This is a genomic window from Mesorhizobium sp. AD1-1 (genome assembly GCF_020164655.1).
Classification (GTDB): domain Bacteria; phylum Pseudomonadota; class Alphaproteobacteria; order Rhizobiales; family Rhizobiaceae; genus Mesorhizobium; species Mesorhizobium ciceri.
This window is the reverse complement of sequence record NZ_JAIUGP010000001.1, coordinates 386,750-406,894: the sequence shown is the minus strand read 5'-3', so window position 1 is coordinate 406,894 and position 20,145 is coordinate 386,750. Positions and strand designations below refer to the sequence as shown.

Here is a 20,145-nt window from a genome sequence, read left to right as displayed (position 1 = left end):
ACGCAACTCAGTGGTCAGGCCGTTTGGAACGTGCCTGTACAAGGAATTTTCAGATCCGCGGGGGCGGATGCCGGGCTCAAAAACCTGGCCAAGGGGCTCGTCGGTGCGGTGCGGGATACCGATCCTGGCGTCCCGCACCGACGAGATTATTTACGTTTCTCCCCGCCGTCGTTGCGCTGTTCACGGCGCCTTGTCGAAGCCCAGCAAACCAGGGATGATTCCGTGACCGCCGAAGACCGCATCCGCGCCCTGCCCTGCTGGACCGGTGGCATCGAGATCGCACCGCTGCCCGGCGGTCTGAGCAACGCGAATTATGTGGTCACGGACGCGGCCGGACGACACGTCGTGCGCTTCGGCAAGGACTATCCGTTCCACCATGTCTTTCGCGAGCGCGAGGTGATGACGGCGCGGGCGGCGCATGCCGCCGGTTTCGCGCCGGCCGTCCGCCATGCCGAACCGGGCATCATGGTCACAGAGTTTCTCGGCGCCAAGACCTATCTCGCCGAGGACGTACGCGCCAATCTTGGCCGCGTCGCAGCCCTGATGCGCGCCTTTCACCGGGAGATGCCCAGTCACGTCTCCGGCGCCGGCTTCATGTTCTGGGTGTTCCATGTCATTCGCGACTATGCGCGCACGCTTGAAGAAGGTGGCAGCCGCAAGCGCAGCGACCTGCCGCGCCTGCTGACGCTGGCCGACGAACTGGAGCGCGCGCAGAAACTGCTGCCGATCGTCTTTGGCCACAATGATCTGTTGCCGGCCAACATTCTCGACGACGGCAACAGGCTGTGGCTGATCGACTTCGAATATGCCGGCTTCAACACGGCGATGTTCGACCTCGCAGGCGCCGCCTCCAACGCCGGCATGAGCGACGAGGAATCCTTCGCCTTCCTGACCGCCTATTTCATGAAGGAACCGGACGAAGCGATCCGCCGTTCGCACGCGGCCATGCAATGCGCCTCGCTGCTGCGCGAGGCGATGTGGAGCATGGTGTCCGAGCTCTATCTCGACGCGCCCGGTATCGACTACGTCGCCTACACCGAGGAAAACCTCGCCCGGCTCGACACGGCGCTGGAAAACTACAGAACGAAGTACGGGATGCAGAAATCATGACATTGCCGACCCAGGCCGCCATCGTCGTCATCGGCGGTGGAATCATCGGCTGTTCGACGGCTTATCATCTGGCGCGCGACCACAAGGCCGATGTCGTTCTGCTCGAACAAGGCAAGCTGACCTCGGGCTCGACCTGGCATGCCGCCGGCCTTGTCGGCCAGTTGCGCTCGTCGGCTTCGATCACCCGCGTGCTGAAATACTCCGTCGACCTCTACAAGGGCCTCGAGGCCGAGACCGGCCTTGCCACCGGCTGGAAGATGACCGGCTGCCTCAGGCTCGCCACCAATGCCGACCGCTGGACCGAGTACAAAAGGCTGGCGACGACGGCGAAAAGCTTCGGCATGGACATGCAATTGCTATCACCGGCGGAAGTCAAGGCAATGTGGCCGCTCATGGAAACCGGCGATCTTGTCGGCGCCTCCTGGCTGCCGACCGATGGCCAGGCGAGCCCCTCCGACATCACGCAGTCGCTGGCCAAGGGCGCGCGCATGCATGGCGCCAAACTGTTCGAGGATGTCCGCGTCATCGGCTTCGAAATGAAGGACGGCCGCATCACGGCGGTGACGACCAACAAGGGCGACATTGCTTGTGACAAGGTGGTCAACTGCGCCGGCCAGTGGGCGCGGCAGGTCGGCGCCATGGCCGGCATCAACGTGCCGCTGCAGCCGGTGAAGCACCAGTACATCATCACCGAGAAGATCGACGGACTGGCGACCGACGCGCCGACCATCCGCGATCCGGACCGGCGCACCTATTTCAAGGAAGAGGTCGGCGGGCTGGTGATGGGCGGCTATGAGCCGAACCCGCAGGCCTGGGCTACTGGTCTCCCCGGCGGCGACGTCCCCAATGATTGGGAATTCAGGCTGTTCGACGATGATTACGACCATTTCGAGCAGCACATGAGCCAAGCGATCGCGCGCGTGCCGGCACTGGAAACCGTCGGCGTCAAGCAGATGATCAACGGGCCGGAGAGTTTTACACCGGACGGCAATTTCATTCTCGGCACAGCGCCCGAATGCGCCAACATGTTTGTCGGGGCCGGCTTCAACGCCTTCGGCATCGCCTCGGGCGGCGGCGCCGGCTGGGTGCTGGCGCAGTGGGTGGTCGATGGCGAAGCACCGCTCGACCTGTGGGTGGTCGACATCAGGCGCTTTGCTAATTTGCACCGTGACCGTCAGTGGGTCTGCGACCGCACGCTGGAGGCCTATGGCAAACACTATACGATCGGCTTTCCGCATGAGGAGTATGCCAGCGGGAGGCCGCGCATCGTCTCGCCGCTCTACGACAGGCTGAAACAGCAAAATGCCGTGTTCGGCTCGAAGCTCGGCTGGGAGCGGCCTAACTGGTTCGCGCCCGAAGGCGTCGAGCCGCAGGACATCTATTCGATGGGCCGGCAGAACTGGTTTGTGGCGGTCGGTGACGAACACCGGCATGTGCGCGAAAAAGTCGGCATCTTCGATCAATCCTCCTTCGCCAAATACGAGCTGAGCGGGCCCGATGCGCTGAAGGCGCTGGACTGGGTCTGCGCCAACGACGTCAGCAAGCCGGTCGGCCGGCTGACCTACACGCAGCTTCTCAACACACGCGGCGGCATCGAGGCCGATCTGACGGTGGCGCGGCTGGCCGAAGAGAAGTTCTACATCGTCACCGGCACAGGCTTCCGCACGCATGATTCCTCGTGGATCAGCGATCATATCGGCGAAGGGCTCGATGCCAGGCTTGTCGATGTCACCGAGGATTTCGGCACGCTGTCGCTGATGGGTCCTCGGGCGCGCGACGTGCTTTCGGCCGTGACCGAAGCCGACGTCTCAAACGTGAGCTTCCCGTTCGGCCATGTGCGTGAGATTGCCATCGCCGGCCACACAATTCGGGCGCTGCGCGTCACCTATGTCGGCGAGCTGGGCTGGGAACTGCACGTGCCGATCGCGGCCACCGGCGAAGTCTTCGACGCGCTGATGGCGGCAGGCAAAAAGCACGACATCCGCCCGATCGGCTATCGGGCACTGGAATCGCTGCGGCTGGAAAAGGGCTATCGGGCCTGGGGCTCCGACATCACGCCCAACGACACGCCGCAGGAAGCCGGGCTCGGCTGGGCGGTCAAGCTGCGCAAGAACACGGATTTCATCGGACGGCGCGCGCTGGAGAAGACCAGCGGCACGGCAATGAAGAAACGCTTTGCCGGCTTCACGGTCGACGACCCCGAGATCGTGCTGCTCGGCCGCGAAACCATCCTGCGCAATGGCGAGCCTGTCGGTTATCTCACCAGCGGCGGTTATGGCTATACGCTGGGCAAGACCATCGGCTACGGCTACGTGCGCAACGCCGACGGGGTCAGCGACGATTTTCTCGCCTCGGGCGACTACGAACTGGTGGTTGCGATGGAGAGGACGCCGGCCAAGATCCACCTCGAGCCGATGTACGATCCGGCAGGCGTAAAGATCAAAGCGTAGGTCAGGTCACGCGCAGTGCGAGGCCGCGGCTGGGCACGGTGTCGGCCTCGCCGGGCATCGAGACATAAGGGCGCGTTTCCTCGACGCGGGTGACGAGGCCTTGCGCCTCGAGCTCAGCGATGCGCGTGGCGAAGCCCTGATCCCACAGCGAGTTCTTGACCGTCAGCACGATGATGCCGCCCGGCCGGCAGATGCGGATCAGTTCGTCCAGCCCCTCGACGCCGACATGACCTGATGTGAAGACGCCGGCCGAGATCACTCCGGCATAGACATCATCGGCAAAGGGCAGATGACCGCCCAGCGCCAGGCAATGGAGCGCGGAATAGACACCCTTGCGGGCCGCCTGATCCAGCATGCCTTGTGAAATATCGAGTGCCTCGACTTGCGGGTAACCAGCAATATCAAGCCATTCGCCGATGAGACCGGTGCCGGCCCCGGCATCGAGCAGCGGTGCTGAACCGCGCGGCAGATGGCGGGTCAGCAGCGCAAGGCAGATCGTCGGATGGCGATAGCCGGCGGCCGACATGTCGGCGTCGTAGGTCTGCGACCAACGATCATAAAGTGCGGCGACCTCTTCGGGTCGCTTTGCCGCGTAGGCCGCGCCAAGCGTGCCCTGATGTTTGCTGTCCGCCACTTTGATCCAGTCCGCCAATTTTTGATCTCGCAGTGATGATAGCCAAAGCGCGAAAATTGTGGAACCGTTGCCGCGACAAATAACAGTGGGGGCGCAGGCATGATTACAGACGAGGCGCGTGCGGCACTGGACGCCATTCCCATGCTGGCTTGCTACAGCGGGCCGCTGGAACGGCTGGGCGGCCTCACCAACCTCGTCTTCAAGGCCGGCGACTTCTGCCTGCGCATTCCCGGCAGGGGCACCGAGGAATACATCAACCGGGCCAACGAAGCGGTGGCTGCACGCGAAGCTGCAAAAGCAGGGGTCAGTCCCGAGGTGCTGCATGTCGATGCCGGCACCGGGTTGATGGTGACACGCTACATCGCCGGCGCCGAAACCATGTCGGAGGAGAAATTCAAGGTTCGGCCGGGCAGTCCAGCCCGCGCCGGCGAGGCCTTTCGCAAGCTGCACAATTCAGGCGCGGTGTTTCCCTTCCGCTTCGAGCTGTTTGCGATGATCGACGACTATCTCAAGGTGCTGTCCACCAAGGAGATCGCCCTGCCCGCCGGCTATCATGACGTGGTGCGCGAGGCGGAAACCGTGCGCTCGGCACTTGCCGCCCATCCGCTGCCGATCGTTGCCTGCCACTGCGATCCGCTGTGCGAGAACTTCCTCGATACGGGCGAGCGGATGTGGATCGTCGACTGGGAATATTCGGGCATGAACGACCCGCTCTGGGACCTTGGCGACCTCTCCGTGGAAGGTAAATTCGATCTGGCGCAAGACGAAGAGATGATGCGCGCCTATTTCGGCGGCGAGGCGAGGCCGGCGCAGCGCGGCGGCATCGTCATCTACAAGGCGATGTGCGACCTGTTGTGGACGCTGTGGGGGCTGATCCAGCTCGCCAACAACAACCCTGTCGATGATTTTCGCGCCTATGCCGACGGGCGGTTCGCGCGCTGCAAGGCGCTGATGGAGACGTCCGAGTTTTCACGGCATCTGGCGGCGATCCGCCGGGGGTGAGCCTGGACTAATTCACGCCCTTCGGCACGTTTTCGGGCGGCACCGTGGTCTCGACCACTTTCTGGCGGTGGAAGATGAACAGGCCGGCGAGAACGACAATGCCCGAGCCGATCAGGATGCGCGGACCGGGAACGTCGCCGAAGAACACCAGTCCGAACACCACCGCCCACAGCAGCAGCGTGTAATGCAGCGGCGCCAGCGTTGAGGCCGGCGCCAGCTTGAGCGCCCTGGTGATCATCAGATGGGCGCCGCAGGAGACGATGCCGAGCAGCAGCATGGCGCCGAGATCGAGCGCCGACGGCGTCTGCCAGGCGCCGATGGTCAGCACGCCGCCGACCAGCAGCGTGCCGATGGTCTGCCATGTCACCAGATTGGTGTCGCTGGTGCCACGCAGGCGGCGGTTGAGGATGATGGCGAAGGCGAAGGCGATACTGCCCACCAGCGCAAAACCCGATGACAGCGAGAAGGCCGCCGAGGACGGTTTCAGCATGATCAGCACACCGCAGAAGCCGAGCAGGATCGCCATCCAGCGGCGCCAGCCGACCTTTTCGCCAAGCAAGAGGTGCGAGAGTGCCGCGACGTAGATCGGCCCCGCCATGTAGAAACTCATCACATCGGCCAGCGGCAGATAGACCACGGCGGCATAGAAGAGCGCGGTGTCGAGCGTGGTCATCACCACCCGCAGCAGCTGCAGCTCCAGGCGTTCCATGCGAAACAGCTTGGCCGGGCCCTGGTTGGCGATCATCGGGCCGAGCACGAAGAAGGCGCCGATGGAGCGGATCAGCACCACCTGGCCGACGGAGAAGCTGGCGACCAGCCATTTGCCCATGGCGTCGTTCAGCGCAAAAAGGAAATCGCCGGCCAGCATCAACAGAATGCCGGCCAAAAGCACATTCCTGATCGTCGAATTCTGCGCCACGGGCTGCGTCATGCCGATCCCGATTCCTCCCCCTTGTAAGCCCGCGTCGTAGACGGAAGCAGCGGCTTTGACGAGGAGAATTCGGGCGATGGGTAAGACCAGCGCCGGGAATCGGCTGTATCTAGAGCATGATGCCGAAAAGTGTGAAGCGGTTTTCGGACGACATCATGCTCTATCTCTTTGATTGGAGCCGGATATGTGCCGCCGGTTCACCATTCCCGGCCTTCCGCCGATGGACAGCCTGGTTTCCTGCTTCGTCCGCTCCGCCACCACCTTGCCCCTGGCGATGACGCACAGGCGCTCGGCGCGCAGCCGCAGGGCTTCGACCGGATTGCCGGCATCGAGGACGACCAGGCTGGCGCGCTTGCCGACCGCCAGGCCGAGATGATCGAGGCCCATGATCGCGGCATTGACGTTGGTGACCATGTCGAAGCAGCGCGCCATCTCTGCCGGGCTCGACATCTGAGCGACGTGCAGACCCATGAAGGCGACATCGAGCATGTCGGCGGTGCCCAGCGAATACCAGGGATCGAGCACGCAATCCTGGCCCCAGCCGACGCGAATGCCGAGCGCCAGCATTTCCTTGACCCGGGTCAGGCCGCGGCGCTTCGGGAAGGTGTCGTGGCGGCCCTGCAGCATGATGTTGATCAGCGGATTGGGAATGACCGAGACGCCGGCCTCGGCGATCAGCGGCAGCAGCTTCGAGACGTAGTAATTGTCCATCGAATGCATCGAGGTGAGGTGCGAACCGGCGACCTTGCCCTGCAGATCAAGACGCTGCGTTTCATAGGCCAACTGCTCGATATGGCGCGACAGCGGATCATCGGTCTCGTCGCAATGCAGGTCGACCATCAGGCCGCGGCTGGCCGCGATCTCGCACAGCTCCGTTACCGAGCGCGTGCCGTCGGCCATGGTGCGCTCGAAATGCGGGATGCCGCCGACAATGTCGACGCCCATGTCGAGCGCGCGGATGGTGTTTTCACGCGCCGATGGAGAGCGATAAAACCCGTCCTGCGGGAAGGCGACCAATTGCAGGTCGATGTAGGGAGCGACCGTCTTCTTGACCTCGAGCAACGCCTCGACCGCCAGCAGGCGGTCATCGCAGACATCGACATGGGTGCGGATGGCGAGCAGGCCCATCGACACCGCCCAGTCGCAATAGGCCAGCGCGCGATCACGCACCGCCTCATGCGTCAAAAGCGGCTTCAACTCGCCCCACAGCGAAATGCCTTCGAGCAGCGTACCCGACGCGTTGATGCGCGGAATGCCGTAGGAGAGCGTCGCATCCATGTGGAAATGCGGATCGACGAAGGGCGGCGAGACCAGATTGCCACGGGCGTCGACCTCGGTCCGCGCGGAACCCTGGAGAACGGGCTCGATCGTCGCGATCGTCTCACCGTTGATGCCGATGTCGGCAACCCTGCCATCAGGCAGTGTGCCGCCGCGAACGATAAGGTCGAAATCCATCCGTCGTCATCCCGTCAAAAGAATCATCTGATATAGCCGAGGCTGAAAATCGCATCCCGTCGATGCCGCTTGCAACAGCGATTTGTCCGCGGCGGCCGCGGATGGTTTCATCCGGCCGCAACTCCCTCTATAAGCCGCCTTCGTTGTCCCGGTTTCAAGGATCCGCCGTTTGTTTCGTTTCTTCCGCTCGACGGAAAACCAGCGCCTCGTCGCGAGGTTGATCCGGGAATCCTTTTATCAGCACAGGTTTGGCTACGGCGCCGCGATCTTGTCGATGCTTGTGGTGGCCGCCACGACCGGCGCCAGCGCCTGGATTCTCAAAGAGATCACCGACGAATTCGTAGTTTTCAAGCGGATTGACCGGGTCAACCTGATTGCGGGCGGGGTCGCCACGATCTTCATCCTCAAGGGCCTCGCCAACTTCATTCAGGCCTATTTCATGAGCCGTGTCGGCAACGCCATCATCGCCGACCGCCAGCGCAAGATCTACGACCGCATCCTGGCGCAAGGCATCGAATTCTACCATTCGACCTCGTCGTCCGACCTGATCACACGCATGACCAACAATGCGCAGGCGGCACGCAACGTGCTCGACCTCGTTGTCACGTCCTATGTGCGCGATCTGTTGTCGCTGGTCGTCCTGGTAGGAGTCATGGTCTGGCAGCAGCCAGCCTTGTCCATAATCTGCTTCGTCGTCGGCCCCTTGGCTATCTACGGGGTCAACCGCATCCTGAAACGTGTTCGCAAGTTCGCCGCGATGGAGTTTCGCTCGGTCGGCCAGATCGTGCAGGTGATGCAGGAAACGGCAATCGGCGTGCGCGTCGTCAAATCCTTCAACCTCGAAGGCGCAATGCGCAACCGCATGTACAAAGCGGTGTCGGACGTCGAGAACCGGGCCAACAACATCGCGACGCTGGAGGCTGCGACAAGCCCGGTGATGGAGACGCTGGCCGGGCTGGCAATTGCCGGGGCCATCTTCGTCAGTGGCTTCCTGGTCTTGCAGGGCGGCCAGATGCCGGGAAACATCATGGCCTTCATCGGGGCACTCCTGTTTGCCTATGAGCCGGCAAAGCGCCTTGCGCGCGTGCGCATATCGCTGGAAAGCGGCATTGTCGGCGTGCGCATGATGTTCGAGCTCGCCGACCAGCCGCTCACTCTGGTCGAGAAGCCGGACGCGAAGCCGCTTCTGGCCGGACCGGGCGAGATCCGGTTCGACGCCGTCGACTTCGCTTATCAGAAAGGGCCGCCGGTGCTGGACAGGTTCGATCTGACGCTTGCGCCCGGCAAGATGACGGCGCTGGTCGGGCCTTCCGGCGGCGGCAAGTCGACGATTCTAAACCTGATCATGCGCATGTATGATCCGCAGAGCGGCAGGGTGCTGTTCGACGGTCAGGATATTTCCCATGCGACGCTCGCATCGCTGCGGGAAAAGATCGCCTATGTCAGCCAGGATACGTTCCTGTTTGCCGGCACCATCATGCACAACATCCGGCTTGGGCGCGAGGGTGCGACCGACGATGAGGTGATCGCCGCCGCCAAGGCGGCCAACGCGCATGACTTCATCAGCGCGCAGGCGAAAGGCTACGAGACGGATGTCGGCGAGAATGGCGGCCTACTGTCGGGCGGCCAGCGCCAACGGATCTCGATCGCACGCGCCATGTTACGCAATGCGGAGATCCTGCTGCTGGACGAAGCGACCAGCGCGCTCGACGCCGAATCGGAAGCGCTGTTCCGCGACGCGCTGCAGCAATTGACGGAAGGCCGCACGACGATCGTCATCGCGCACCGTCTGTCGACGGTGCACCAGGCCGACACGATCGTGGTGCTCGAAGCCGGCAAGGTGGTGGAAAGCGGCCCGCACAAGACCTTGCTCCAGCAGGGCGGGCTCTACCAGAAGCTCTATGAGTATCAGTTGATGCCGTAGCACTTCTCTTCCCTTCTCCCCCTGTGGGAGAAGGTGGATCGGCGCGCAGCGCCGAGACGGATGAGGGGTGTTCCAGCGGAATGAGGCGTTGGTGTTTTCTGGAACACCCCTCATCCGTCGCCTGCGGCGACACCTTCTCCCACAGGGGGAGAAGGAAGAAACCTCACTCCGGCACAAACCTCACCGCGCCCTTGGCCGCGCTGGTGGCCATGGCGGCATAGGCGCGCAAGGCGGTCGTCACCTTGCGCTTGCGCTTTTCCTCCGGCTTCCAGGCCAGGGCGCCCCTGGCCTCCATCGCCGCCCGGCGCGCAGCGAGTTCCGCCTCATCGACAGCCAGGCGGATGCTGCGGTTCGGGATGTCGATCTCGATCGTATCGCCCTCCTGCACCAGTCCGATCAAACCGCCTTCGGCAGCTTCCGGCGACGCATGGCCGATCGACAGGCCCGAGGTGCCGCCGGAGAAGCGGCCGTCAGTGACCAGAGCGCACGCCTTGCCGAGGCCCTTCGACTTCAGATAGCTGGTCGGGTAGAGCATTTCCTGCATGCCGGGGCCGCCGCGCGGTCCTTCATAGCGGATGACGACGACATCGCCGGCCTTGATCTCGTTGGACAGGATCGCCTTGACGCTGGAATCCTGGCTTTCGAACACGCGGGCCGGGCCGGTGAATTTCAGGATCGATTCATCGACGCCCGCCGTCTTCACGATGCAGCCGTCGAGCGCCAGATTGCCCTTCAGCACGGCAAGGCCGCCATCCTTGGAAAAGGGATGTTCGGTCGAGCGGATAACGCCTTTCTCGCGGTCGAGATCGAGCTCGTCCCAGCGGCGCTCCTGGCTGAAGGCGACCTGTGTCGGCACGCCGCCAGGGGCGGCGAGGAAGAAATCGCGCACGCTCTGGCTGGTCGTGCGGGAAATGTCCCAATGGTCGAGCGCCTCGCCCAGGGTTGACGTATGCACCGTCGGCAGGTCGCGGTTGAGCAGGCCGGCATTGTCGAGCTGGCCGAGGATCGCCATGATGCCGCCGGCGCGGTGGACGTCTTCCATGTGGACGTCGGACTTGGCGGGCGCCACCTTGCACAGCACCGGCACCTTGCGCGACAGCGCGTCGATGTCGTCCTGATCGAAATCGATCTCGCCCTCATGCGCGGCAGCCAGGATGTGCAGCACGGTGTTGGTCGAACCGCCCATGGCGATGTCGAGCGTCATGGCGTTCTCGAAAGCGCCCTTCGAGGCGATGTTGCGCGGCAGTGCGGTTTCGTCGTCCTGCTCGTAATAGCGCTGGGCGAGATCGACGATCAGGTGGCCGGCCTCGACGAACAGACGCTTGCGGTCGGCATGCGTCGCCAATGTCGAGCCGTTGCCGGGCAGCGACAGGCCAAGCGCCTCGGTCAAACAATTCATCGAATTGGCGGTGAACATGCCCGAGCAGGAGCCGCAGGTCGGGCAGGCCGAGCGCTCGATGACCTTGACGTCCTCATCGGAGATCTTGTCGTCGGCGGCCGCGACCATGGCATCGACCAGGTCGAGCGCCTGCGTCTTGCCGGCGAGCACCACCTTGCCGGCTTCCATCGGACCGCCGGAGACGAAGACGGTCGGGATGTTGAGGCGCAACGAGGCCATCAGCATGCCGGGCGTGATCTTGTCGCAATTGGAGATGCAGACCATGGCGTCGGCGCAATGCGCGTTGACCATGTATTCGACGGAATCAGCGATCAGCTCGCGCGACGGGAGCGAATAGAGCATGCCGTCATGGCCCATCGCGATGCCGTCATCGACGGCGATGGTGTTGAATTCCTTGGCAACGCCGCCGGCCTTTTCGATCTCGCGCGCGACCAATTGGCCGAGATCCTTCAGATGGACATGGCCCGGCACGAACTGGGTGAAGGAGTTGACCACCGCAATGATCGGCTTGCCGAAATCCGAGTCCTTCATGCCGGTGGCGCGCCAGAGGCCGCGAGCGCCGGCCATGTTGCGGCCATGGGTGGTGGTGCGGGAACGATAGGCAGGCATGTTTTTTCCTTGGTGGCTGGCCGCAGCCCAGGGGTTGGCGCGGCGGAGCTGAATTCGGACCGCAGGCGTTATAGACGCGCAAGTATGGTCTGGCCACAATTTTGCAATGCGCCAGATTCTCTCAAAAAAATGCGTGGCACTGTCGGATGGCGCGCTGCATGTCCGTCCTTGGGCAGACGGCAAGGAGATGGCACCATGTTCGGAGTCAGCCGTTTCACAGGAACAGCGACCGAAACAGCACGAGGAGCACGACATGCAAAAGATCACCACCTGCCTGTGGTTCGACGGCCAGGCCGAAGAGGCCATGAACTTCTACGTCTCCATCTTCAAGAATTCCAAGGTGCTGAGCGTGATGCGTTGGCCCGAAGGCCACGCCGATGCAGGCAAGGTGTTGGTGACCACGTTCGAACTCGACGGCGTGCAGTTCCAGGCGCTCAATGGTGGACCGCAGTTCAAGCACAGCGAAGCGATGTCGCAGTCGATCGACTGCAAGACGCAGGAAGAGGTGGATTACTTCTGGGACAAGCTCATCGAAGGTGGCGGCCAACCATCGCAATGCAGCTGGCTGAAGGATAAATTCGGCGTCTCCTGGCAGGTTGTGCCGGAGCAGCTGCCGCGCCTGCTCCTGGATCCGGACCGGGCCAAGGCCGGCCGCGTGATGTCGGCGATGATGCAGATGAGCAAGATCGACATCGCCAAGATCGAGGAAGCTGCCAGAGGATAGTCGAGGGTCGCGCCGCCCCTCATCCGCCCTTCGGGCACCTTCTCCCCGTGAACGGGGAGAAGGAAAAAGCGCGACTTACGCCGCTCTGTCGCGGACCTGATAGTCCTTGATCGTGGCAAACTTGATCGCCTTCCAGCGCTCCGCTTCGTAGTTCAGCGAGAAGGCGTGCTGGGCGAGGAACACCGGATCGTTGTCGAGGTCGCGGGCGATGTCGCCGCGATGCGCCTCGATGAAACGCAGGACCTCGGCCTTGTCGTCGGCCGAGATCCAGCGGCACACGGAAAAGCGCGACATCTCGAATTCGACCGGCAGGGTGTATTCGAAGTTCAGCCGTTCCTTCAGGACGTCGAGTTGCAGCGCGCCGACGACACCGACGATGGCCGGTGAGCCGTCCTCGGGCGAAAACAGCTGCACGACGCCCTCCTCTGCCATCTGGTGCAGCGCTTCCTTTAGCTTTTTGGCCTTCATCGCGTCGCCGAGGCGGACACGGCGCAGGATTTCCGGGGCGAAATTCGGAACGCCGCGGAACAGGATTTCCTCGCCCTCGGTCAGCGTATCGCCAATACGCAGCGTGCCGTGGTTGGGAATGCCGACGACGTCGCCGGCAAAGGCCTCGTCGGCGGTGACGCGTGTGCGGGCAAAGAAGAACTGCGGCGCCGACAGCGACATCGGTTTTCCCGTGCGTACCAGCTTGGCCTTCATGCCGCGCTCGAGCTTGCCCGAACAGACGCGGACGAAGGCTATGCGGTCGCGGTGGTTGGGATCCATGTTGGCCTGGATCTTGAAAACGAAGGACGTCATCTTCTCTTCGGTCGCCTCGACCTTGCGGGTGTCGGCCTCTTGAGCACGCGGCGGCGGTCCAAAAGCGCCGAGCGCCTCGATCAGGTCGCGCACGCCATAATTGCGCAGCGCCGAGCCGAAATAGACCGGCGTCAGGTGACCCTCGCGGAAGGCTTCTATATCAAGGGGTCTGCACGCTTCCCGCGCCAGCTCCAGCTCCTCGATGAAGGCCTCGCGCTCGTTCTCCGGCAAAAGGCCGGCGACGCGGTTGGAATCGGGACCGTTGACCGGCGTGCGCTCCTTCTCGTCGTCGCCCCTGCGCACGGCGTTCAGCGCCAGATGGTAGGTGCCGGAAAAATTCTTGCCCCGGCCGATCGGCCAGGTGATCGGCGCCGTATCCAGCGCCAGCTTCTGCTCGATCTCATCCAGAATCTCGAACGGATCGCGGCTTTCGCGATCCATCTTGTTGACGAAGGTGATGATCGGGATGTCGCGTAGCCGGCAGACTTCGAAAAGCTTCAGCGTGCGCGGCTCGATGCCCTTGGCGGCATCGATGACCATGACGGCCGAGTCGACCGCCGATAGCGTGCGATAGGTGTCGTCTGCGAAATCCTCGTGGCCGGGCGTGTCGAGCAGGTTGAAGACATTGTCCTCATACTCGAAGGTCATCACCGAAGTGACGACCGAAATGCCGCGCTCACGCTCGATCTTCATCCAGTCCGACCGCGTCTGGATCTTGTCCTTCTTGGCCTTGACCTCGCCGGCAAGCTGGATGGCGCCGCCGAACAGCAGCAGCTTTTCGGTGAGCGTGGTCTTGCCGGCGTCCGGGTGCGCGATGATCGCGAAGGTGCGGCGGCGCGCCACTTCTTCTTCTATTGCTTCGGGCATTCTCTGGGATTTCCGTGTGACAGGCCGGGCTTCTAGCAGCGCAGTGCGGGCCTGTCGACCGGTCCGGCGGCAGGGAAGCCGCCGGAAGACATGGCTTGCTTCAGGCCAATTCGGCCGTGCGGCTCGCCTGAACGACCTCGGGGAGCCAGCCGGCAATGGTGCCGCCTATCGCGTCGGCATGGTCTTCCTGCAGATAGTGCGCACCGGGTCCGAGATTGATGAACCGGCAGTTCTTCAGCCCGGCGGCGAATTCGCGTGCGGCCTGCGGCGCAATCAGCGCGCCGGGATCGCCCGCAAACAGCAGTTTCGGATAGGTGGAGAGCCGAAGTGCGCGATGATCATGTTCGCTGATGGCGGCAACGTCGGCGGGCTGGCCCTCGATCGGCAATTCCCGAGGCAGGCGCAACACCGGCTTTCGCGATTGCGGTGTCGGGAACGGCGCCCGGTAGACGGCCATCTCCTCATCGCTCAGTGTACGCAGAACCGAGGCCGGCAACACTTTTTCGACGAAGACATTGTCTTCCAGGACCAGCTTCTCGCCGACACCCGGCGTGCGCAGCGCCTTGAACATTTCGCGGGCTTGCGGGCGCTGATGAAAATCCTCCCAGCGCTCGAAGGGTCGGATGAATTCCATGAAGGCAAGGCCGAGCACGCGTTGCGGTCGCCGCGCCGCGAGATGGAAAGCCAGGGCCGTGCCCCAGTCCTGCGCGACCAACACCACTTCCTGGATGTCGAGCACGTCCAGGAAGGCGTCGAGATAGCGGACGTGATCGAAGAAGCGATAATCGATATCGGGCTTGCCGGATTGGCCGTAGCCGATCAGGTCGGGCGCGATGCAGCGACCGAGCGGCGCGACATACGGGATGATGTTGCGCCAGATGTGGGATGAGGTCGGATTGCCATGCAGGAACAGAACGGTGGGGCCGGACGCTCTCGTCTCGACATAGGACATGGTCGAATCGAGCACGGCGATCTGCGAGCGTCTCGGTGCAGCGACGCCAGCTTGAGAAATGTTGGCTTTCGAACTCATGGGGTCGGCTCCTTTGCAAAAACTGTGCTGAAGATGATTTTCTTGAACCGCTCGAGCGGCGCGGGGCTACGTTCAACCTTCATGCGCAGCATGGCGCCCTGCCAAGACGACAGCAGGAAGTCGGCAAGGTCCTCGGCCTCGAAGGTCTTGGAGATGTCGCCGGCTGCCTGGCCTTCGGCGATGCAGGCGGCGAAGGGCTGGCGCCAGCGTTCGAAGATGTCGACGAGTTGCAGGCGCAGCGGCTCGCTGTGGACCGCGGTCTCGAGGCTGAGATTGCCTATCATGCAGCCGCGTGCCCAATCATGCGCCTCAAGCTTCGAGGTGATGACATCGACATAGCGCCTCAGCCGGCCGATGGGCGGCGTGCCGTCCTGCGCCAAGGCTTTCTCGACCAACGTGCCGACATAGGCGAAATAGCGGTCCAGCACCTCCCCGGCAAACTCCTCCTTGGAGGCAAAATGGTTGGTGAACGAGCCGGGCCGGGCGTCGGCGGCGGCAACGATGTCGCGCACACCGGCGGCGGTATAGCCGGAATTCCAGATGGTCCGGAACCCGGCGTCAAGGAGGTTTTCGCGGAGTGATTGTCTGGCCATACCGATATAATACGTACGTACGTATTGATGTCAAGCCGAATAATTTGCGTTGCCGATGTTGGCAAGCGGGGGTGGCACTGGAAGAGTGTCCCTCAGGGGGTGGCGAGTTTGAGGAGCGAACATGGCTGCCGTGAAACAAGTGATCGTCATCGGCGCCGGCATCATCGGTGCTTCCATGGCCTGGCACCTGACCAGGGCAGGCGCACAGGTGACGGTTATCGCCGCCGACAGCGCCGCCGGTGGGGTCGCCACGCCGAACTCCTTTGCCTGGATCAATGCCACCTGGGGCAATCCGGAGCCCTATTTCCGGCTGCGCACCCGCGCCATGGCCGAATGGTCGCGGCTGGCGCGGGACGTGCCCGGCCTGCCGCTCAACTGGTGCGGCGGCCTGTGCTGGGATCTATCGGCGGCCGACATGGAAGCCTATACCGCGCGGCATTCGGCCTGGGGCTACGGCATCGAGCGCGTCGACCGCGCCGGCGCGGCCCGTATAGAGCCTAATCTCACCGAACTCCCGGACGTCGCTTTGCATGTCGCCGAAGAGGGCGTTGCCGAGCCGGTCGCGGCAACGAAGGCGCTGCTGGCCGATGCCGAACGACGCGGCGCGCGGATCATCTCCAGCACGGTGACGGCGCTTGTCCAGACAGGCGGCAGGATTTCGGGCGTCGACACATCGCATGGGCTGCTTGCCACCGACGAGGTGTTGATCGCGGCCGGCGTCGGCTCGGCGGGCATTGCCGCCACCGCCGGCATAAATCTGCCGCTCGAGACGCCACCTGGCCTGATCGTCCACTCGCGGCCCTACGAGAAACTGCTGAACGGACTGGTGCTGGCCGAGCGGCTGCATATGCGCCAGACCGCCGAGGGCCGTATCATCGCCGGTTCCGATTTCGGCGGCGCCGACCCCGGCATGGATGCGCAAGCCACCGCCAGCGAACTGTTCGCGGTCCTGAAAGCCAGCCTGCGCGGCGGAGACGGGCTGGCGCTCGATTTCCACACGGTCGGTTACCGGCCGACGCCGATCGACGGTTTTCCGATCATCGGCCGCGCCGAGGGCATGGACGGCGTCTATGTCAGCGTCATGCATTCCGGCATCACGCTGGCGCCGGCCGTCGGCCTGTTTGCCGCTCGCGAAATCCTTGATGGCGAGCGCGATCCGCTGCTCGCGCCTTACGGGTTGGGACGGTTTGCTCAATAACCCGGACGGACGGTAGCGTCGGCCGATGTCTGTATAGGTTAACGCCCTACGGCGCCCCCCTCTGTCCTGCCGGACATCTCCCCCTCGAGTGGGGAGATTGGCAGTTTCGGCGCCTCGCTCGGTCCCGCAAGGTCGGCGATTGGCGAAAGCCGTCGCGACATCCAATCTCCCCCCTTGAGGGGGAGATGTCCGGCAGGACAGAGGGGGGCGCTGGCCCGCGGCGTTGCCGCAATTTGCAACTACCCGGCCAACGCCAGCTTCGCCACGGCCGGAGCAAAAGGCCGAATGTTGATCCCGTCCCTGGTCATGGTGACGAAGCTCGATGGCGGGATCGCCTAGGCGCGATCCATAAGAGCCGCAGGCTCCTTGGTCGCGTGCGTGCCTCTGTTGTGCGTCCGCTCGTAAAGCTCGCGAACGATTCGGCTGGCGGTAGTTTCAAACAGAAATGGCAAGAAAGCATGAACGAGCGCGGCGCCCGCCGCCATCAACAGGCGCGACGAAAACCAGGCGGCAAAGCCCATGTGGCTGAAATAGGTTTCGCCGACCTTGGCCGGATGAGAGGTGAAAATCCTTGCGACCGACATGCTGGTTCCCCTTCAGCGCTTGAAGTTCCTGATATGAGTATCCTGACATGCTTCGCCGGTTCATCGGTCTCAAAATGTCCTTGTATTTCGGTGATGCATGGGACAAATATCCCACATGGCGCTGGAAATTGACGAAATCGACCGGAAATTGCTCGCCGAGTTGCAACGCGACGGCACGCTGTCGGTCGACCAGTTGTCGGAACGGGTGGCGCTGTCGCGCAATGCCTGCTGGCGCCGGGTGAAGCGGCTGGAGGAGGCCGGTGTCATCACCGGCAGGGTGGCGCTGGTCGATGCCGAAAAGCTCGGGCTTGGCCTTTCCGTCTTCATCCTGATCCGCACGTCCAACCACGATCCGGAGTGGCTGCAGAGATTCCGGGCGGCGGTGACCGGCTTTCCCGAGATCATCGGCGTCTACCGCATGTCCGGCGACCTCGACTACGTTCTGCGCGCCCGCGTCGCCGACGTGAAGGCCTATGACCGGCTCTACCAGCGGCTGATCGCCAAGGTGGCGCTGTCTGATGTTTCCGCCTCTTTCGTGATGGAAGAGATCAAGGAGACGACGGTGGTTCCGATGGAAGTGCGCTAAGATATGTCGATATTCAGGTGATGCCGGCCTGCAAACGACGGGTTTCGACTCGGCCTGACCTGAATCTCAACACACCTCAGGCCATACTGATGCCTGAAAGAAAGCCGTTGATAGGCTTGCGGGCGAGTTGACCGAATCGCCGTTCGCGCCGATAGGATCGATTTTATGCGCGCAGCCCTTCAAACTCCCTCCGTCATCGGTCCGACCGTCGGCTTCGTCAGGTTGCCGCATGCTGAAGGACTTCCCCTTCCTGCTTATGAAAGCACCGGTGCTGCCGGCATGGATCTGCGCGCCGCGGTGCCGGACGACCGGCCGCTGCTGATCCTGCCCGGAAAACGCGCTCTGGTGCCGACCGGGCTGATCCTGGAAATTCCCGAAGGCATGGAAGGCCAGGTGCGGCCGCGCTCAGGCCTTGCCTTCAAACATGGGCTGACCGTCCTCAACACGCCCGGCACCATCGACAGCGACTATCGCGGCGAGGTCAAGGTGCTGCTGGTCAATCTCGGCGACGAGGACTTTGCCGTGACGCGCGGCATGCGCATCGCCCAGATCGTTTTTGCCGCGGTGACGCAAGCCGCCGTGGAAGAGCGCAACCTGGCCGGCGGCACGGCGCGCGGCGCGGGCGGGTTCGGATCGACCGGCACCGCCTGATGCCTGAACTGCCTAAACTTGTCATCTTCGACTGCGACGGGATCCTGGTCGATACGGAGAACCTGGCCAATCGGCGCCTTGCCGAATGGCTGACCGCTGCCGGCTATCCGACAAGCTTCGAATATTGCCGCAAGAATTTCTCCGGCCGCAGCATGGCGTCGGTGCAGAAAGAGATCGAAGAAGAGACCAGCGTCAGGCTTGGCGCCGATTTTGTCGATCGCTGGAACGCCGGCCTGCCAGACCTGTTCGCCCACGGCGTCGAAGCAATCCCTTATGTCCGCGAATTCGTCGAGGCCGTGCGGTCAGCCGGGATCGCCTATTGCGTCGCCACCTCGGCCCGGGTGTCGAAGATGCACATCACACTTGGCCAGACCGGGCTGTTGCCGCTGTTCGAACACGCGATGTTTTCCTCGACGATGGTCGCGCGCGGCAAGCCGTTTCCGGACCTGTTCCTGCATGCTGCGAAAACCGTGGGCTTTGCACCTGCCGACTGCATCGTCATCGAGGACAGCGTCGCTGGCACGCAGGCCGGCATCGCGGCCGGCATGCGGGTGTTTTCCTATCACGCCGATCCCTATTCCGACCGCGACGGCCTTATCCAGGCCGGCGGCATCCTGTTCGACGACATGCGCGAACTGGCCGGGCTGGTGCCGATCCACTGAGCTGGCTGACGGACTGGACGGGTTGGGAGGCTGTGCTACGTTCCGCGCGCCCGACAGCCTGAGGCGACCATGCCGACGAACCTGCTTCGCTTCATCCTCGCCGTGATGCTGCTGCCATTGCTGTGGACCGCAGCCGGCGCGCAAGACGCCAGCCTTCCGGAGCTCGGCAGCCCACTGCCCGGCCAAAAAGACATCACCTATCTCGACCTCGCCAGGATGATCATTCCAGACCTCGCCGCCGACAAGAATGGCTTTTACAGGGGCGGGCTGCCGATCGCGATGCGCCATATCGAGGGACCCGACAGCGGCGGCTCGCCGCCCGAAACCTCAGGCTTTTCCAATGCCTCCGTGCTTGCCATCAAGGCGGGAGGCAAGGACCGCCTGACCATGCTATTCGATCTCGGCGATTCCTCAGACAGCGCAGAAGGCGATGCGGTGCTAGCGCTCTACGACATTACGGGCAAACCAAGGCTGCTCGACGCCGCCAATGTCGCCCTCGACCGCAGCACCTATTTCCGCGAACCCGGCAAGCTCGGCATCGGCGCCAATGATGATATCCTCATGATCGAGAGTTCGCATTCCAATTCAAACCAGAACTATATGATCGTCCCGCTGATTATGGTCGCCAGGGACAAGTTGAAGCTGATCGACATCATCTATTTGTTCGACGAGCACGTGTGTGCCTATAGCCGGACGCAGGACGTTGCCTTTAAAGCCATCGCAGAGGGCCGACGCCATGCGGCGATCAAGGTAACGGTGACCGATGCCACCGTCGTGAACGACGAAAGCTGCGATGACCGGCCGCCCAAACCTGTATCTCACGACATCTCCGTCACCTATCATTGGGACGAGACAACGTCGCACTACGCCAAGGATTCCGACGCGCTGAACAATTTGGCAGGAGAGAACGCCAAACGCTTCTGAACCAACCGCAT

Annotated in this window: 18 protein-coding genes; 10 read left to right on the top strand and 8 right to left on the bottom strand. The window is 63.1% G+C overall.

Annotated features, from left to right (window positions below):
- Positions 1–222 precede the first annotated feature (222 nt).
- Positions 223–1,110 (top strand): phosphotransferase, encoded by an 888-nt coding sequence (locus tag LB519_RS01865; protein ID WP_224618471.1) that lies wholly within the window; start codon positions 223–225, stop codon positions 1,108–1,110.
- The gene (locus tag LB519_RS01860) at positions 1,107–3,560 is read left to right on the top strand and encodes an FAD-dependent oxidoreductase (RefSeq protein WP_224618468.1); all 2,454 of its coding nucleotides are present in this window, start codon (positions 1,107–1,109) and stop codon (positions 3,558–3,560) included. The genes LB519_RS01865 and LB519_RS01860 overlap by 4 nt, the downstream gene beginning before the upstream one ends.
- Before the next feature lies 1 nt (position 3,561).
- Here the strand turns inward: LB519_RS01860 and LB519_RS01855 are convergent, their stop codons facing one another.
- The gene (locus tag LB519_RS01855) at positions 3,562–4,194 is read right to left on the bottom strand and encodes a class I SAM-dependent DNA methyltransferase (protein WP_224618467.1); all 633 of its coding nucleotides are present in this window, start codon (positions 4,192–4,194) and stop codon (positions 3,562–3,564) included.
- A 99-nt stretch (positions 4,195–4,293) separates the two neighbouring features.
- Here LB519_RS01855 and LB519_RS01850 point away from each other — a divergent pair, with 99 nt between their 5' ends.
- Positions 4,294–5,196 carry a phosphotransferase family protein gene (locus LB519_RS01850; protein WP_224618465.1) on the top strand — a complete coding sequence of 301 codons (903 nt, stop codon included), beginning with the start codon at positions 4,294–4,296 and terminating at the stop codon, positions 5,194–5,196.
- Positions 5,197–5,203: 7 nt separating this feature from the next.
- Here the strand turns inward: LB519_RS01850 and LB519_RS01845 are convergent, their stop codons facing one another.
- A complete protein-coding gene (locus LB519_RS01845) occupies positions 5,204–6,127 on the bottom strand; it encodes a DMT family transporter (protein WP_224618464.1) in 924 nt (307 codons plus the stop codon).
- A gap of 153 nt (positions 6,128–6,280) precedes the next feature.
- Positions 6,281–7,582 carry an amidohydrolase family protein gene (locus tag LB519_RS01840; protein WP_224618462.1) on the bottom strand — a complete coding sequence of 434 codons (1,302 nt, stop codon included), beginning with the start codon at positions 7,580–7,582 and terminating at the stop codon, positions 6,281–6,283.
- 169 nt (positions 7,583–7,751) lie between these two features.
- Here LB519_RS01840 and LB519_RS01835 point away from each other — a divergent pair, with 169 nt between their 5' ends.
- Complete coding sequence (locus LB519_RS01835) at positions 7,752–9,506, top strand: ABC transporter ATP-binding protein (RefSeq protein ID WP_224618459.1); 1,755 nt, start codon at positions 7,752–7,754, stop codon at positions 9,504–9,506.
- Between the two features lie 163 nt (positions 9,507–9,669).
- Here LB519_RS01835 and ilvD read toward each other — a convergent pair whose 3' ends face one another.
- Complete coding sequence (gene ilvD, locus LB519_RS01830; protein ID WP_013528037.1) at positions 9,670–11,514, bottom strand: dihydroxy-acid dehydratase; 1,845 nt, start codon at positions 11,512–11,514, stop codon at positions 9,670–9,672.
- 253 nt (positions 11,515–11,767) lie between these two features.
- On the opposite strand from ilvD, the gene LB519_RS01825 reads away from it, so the two are divergent.
- Complete coding sequence (locus tag LB519_RS01825; RefSeq protein WP_024505784.1) at positions 11,768–12,238, top strand: VOC family protein; 471 nt, start codon at positions 11,768–11,770, stop codon at positions 12,236–12,238.
- 75 nt (positions 12,239–12,313) lie between these two features.
- On the opposite strand, the gene LB519_RS01820 is transcribed toward LB519_RS01825, so the two are convergent.
- From LB519_RS01820 to LB519_RS01810, 3 genes are all read right to left on the bottom strand, one after another.
- A complete protein-coding gene (locus LB519_RS01820) occupies positions 12,314–13,906 on the bottom strand; it encodes a peptide chain release factor 3 (protein WP_013528039.1) in 1,593 nt (530 codons plus the stop codon).
- Between the two features lie 100 nt (positions 13,907–14,006).
- Positions 14,007–14,936, bottom strand: coding sequence for a haloalkane dehalogenase (locus tag LB519_RS01815; RefSeq protein ID WP_224618458.1), 930 nt, complete (start codon positions 14,934–14,936; stop codon positions 14,007–14,009).
- Positions 14,933–15,529 (bottom strand): TetR/AcrR family transcriptional regulator, encoded by a 597-nt coding sequence (locus tag LB519_RS01810; RefSeq protein WP_127368374.1) that lies wholly within the window; start codon positions 15,527–15,529, stop codon positions 14,933–14,935. Before LB519_RS01810 ends, LB519_RS01815 begins: the two co-directional genes overlap by 4 nt.
- Before the next feature lie 121 nt (positions 15,530–15,650).
- Between LB519_RS01810 and LB519_RS01805 the strand changes: the two genes are divergently transcribed.
- Positions 15,651–16,727 (top strand): NAD(P)/FAD-dependent oxidoreductase, encoded by a 1,077-nt coding sequence (locus LB519_RS01805; RefSeq protein ID WP_224618457.1) that lies wholly within the window; start codon positions 15,651–15,653, stop codon positions 16,725–16,727.
- Positions 16,728–17,062: 335 nt separating this feature from the next.
- Here the strand turns inward: LB519_RS01805 and LB519_RS01800 are convergent, their stop codons facing one another.
- Entirely contained in the window at positions 17,063–17,311 is a 249-nt protein-coding gene (locus LB519_RS01800; RefSeq protein ID WP_013528043.1) for a DUF6356 family protein, read from the bottom strand.
- Positions 17,312–17,426: 115 nt separating this feature from the next.
- On the opposite strand from LB519_RS01800, the gene LB519_RS01795 reads away from it, so the two are divergent.
- The 4 genes from LB519_RS01795 to LB519_RS01780 all read left to right on the top strand — a co-directional run bounded on the left by LB519_RS01795 (position 17,427) and on the right by LB519_RS01780 (position 20,134).
- Positions 17,427–17,897 (top strand): Lrp/AsnC family transcriptional regulator, encoded by a 471-nt coding sequence (locus tag LB519_RS01795; protein ID WP_013528044.1) that lies wholly within the window; start codon positions 17,427–17,429, stop codon positions 17,895–17,897.
- 165 nt (positions 17,898–18,062) lie between these two features.
- Entirely contained in the window at positions 18,063–18,548 is a 486-nt protein-coding gene (gene dut, locus LB519_RS01790; RefSeq protein WP_224618451.1) for a dUTP diphosphatase, read from the top strand.
- A complete protein-coding gene (locus LB519_RS01785) occupies positions 18,548–19,210 on the top strand; it encodes an HAD family hydrolase (protein WP_013528046.1) in 663 nt (220 codons plus the stop codon). Before dut ends, LB519_RS01785 begins: the two co-directional genes overlap by 1 nt.
- A 69-nt stretch (positions 19,211–19,279) precedes the next feature.
- Positions 19,280–20,134, top strand: a complete 855-nt coding sequence (locus LB519_RS01780) for a hypothetical protein (protein ID WP_224618450.1) — start codon at positions 19,280–19,282, stop codon at positions 20,132–20,134.
- Positions 20,135–20,145 lie beyond the last annotated feature (11 nt).

Bases quoted from the DNA above. Each gene is read 5' to 3' on its own strand.
- LB519_RS01850 (WP_224618465.1), top strand. From the start codon at position 4,294: ATGATTACAGACGAGGCGCGTGCGGCACTGGACGCCATTCCCATGCTG.
- LB519_RS01845 (WP_224618464.1), bottom strand. From the start codon at position 6,127: ATGACGCAGCCCGTGGCGCAGAATTCGACGATCAGGAATGTGCTTTTG.
- LB519_RS01825 (WP_024505784.1), top strand. From the start codon at position 11,768: ATGCAAAAGATCACCACCTGCCTGTGGTTCGACGGCCAGGCCGAAGAG.
- LB519_RS01810 (WP_127368374.1), bottom strand. From the start codon at position 15,529: ATGGCCAGACAATCACTCCGCGAAAACCTCCTTGACGCCGGGTTCCGG.
- LB519_RS01805 (WP_224618457.1), top strand. From the start codon at position 15,651: ATGGCTGCCGTGAAACAAGTGATCGTCATCGGCGCCGGCATCATCGGT.
- dut (WP_224618451.1), top strand. From the start codon at position 18,063: ATGCGCGCAGCCCTTCAAACTCCCTCCGTCATCGGTCCGACCGTCGGC.
- LB519_RS01840 (WP_224618462.1), bottom strand. From the start codon at position 7,582: ATGGATTTCGACCTTATCGTTCGCGGCGGCACACTGCCTGATGGCAGG.
- LB519_RS01820 (WP_013528039.1), bottom strand. From the start codon at position 13,906: ATGCCCGAAGCAATAGAAGAAGAAGTGGCGCGCCGCCGCACCTTCGCG.
- LB519_RS01785 (WP_013528046.1), top strand. From the start codon at position 18,548: ATGCCTGAACTGCCTAAACTTGTCATCTTCGACTGCGACGGGATCCTG.
- LB519_RS01860 (WP_224618468.1), top strand. From the start codon at position 1,107: ATGACATTGCCGACCCAGGCCGCCATCGTCGTCATCGGCGGTGGAATC.
- LB519_RS01815 (WP_224618458.1), bottom strand. From the start codon at position 14,936: ATGAGTTCGAAAGCCAACATTTCTCAAGCTGGCGTCGCTGCACCGAGA.
- LB519_RS01800 (WP_013528043.1), bottom strand. From the start codon at position 17,311: ATGTCGGTCGCAAGGATTTTCACCTCTCATCCGGCCAAGGTCGGCGAA.
- LB519_RS01795 (WP_013528044.1), top strand. From the start codon at position 17,427: ATGGCGCTGGAAATTGACGAAATCGACCGGAAATTGCTCGCCGAGTTG.
- ilvD (WP_013528037.1), bottom strand. From the start codon at position 11,514: ATGCCTGCCTATCGTTCCCGCACCACCACCCATGGCCGCAACATGGCC.
- LB519_RS01780 (WP_224618450.1), top strand. From the start codon at position 19,280: ATGCCGACGAACCTGCTTCGCTTCATCCTCGCCGTGATGCTGCTGCCA.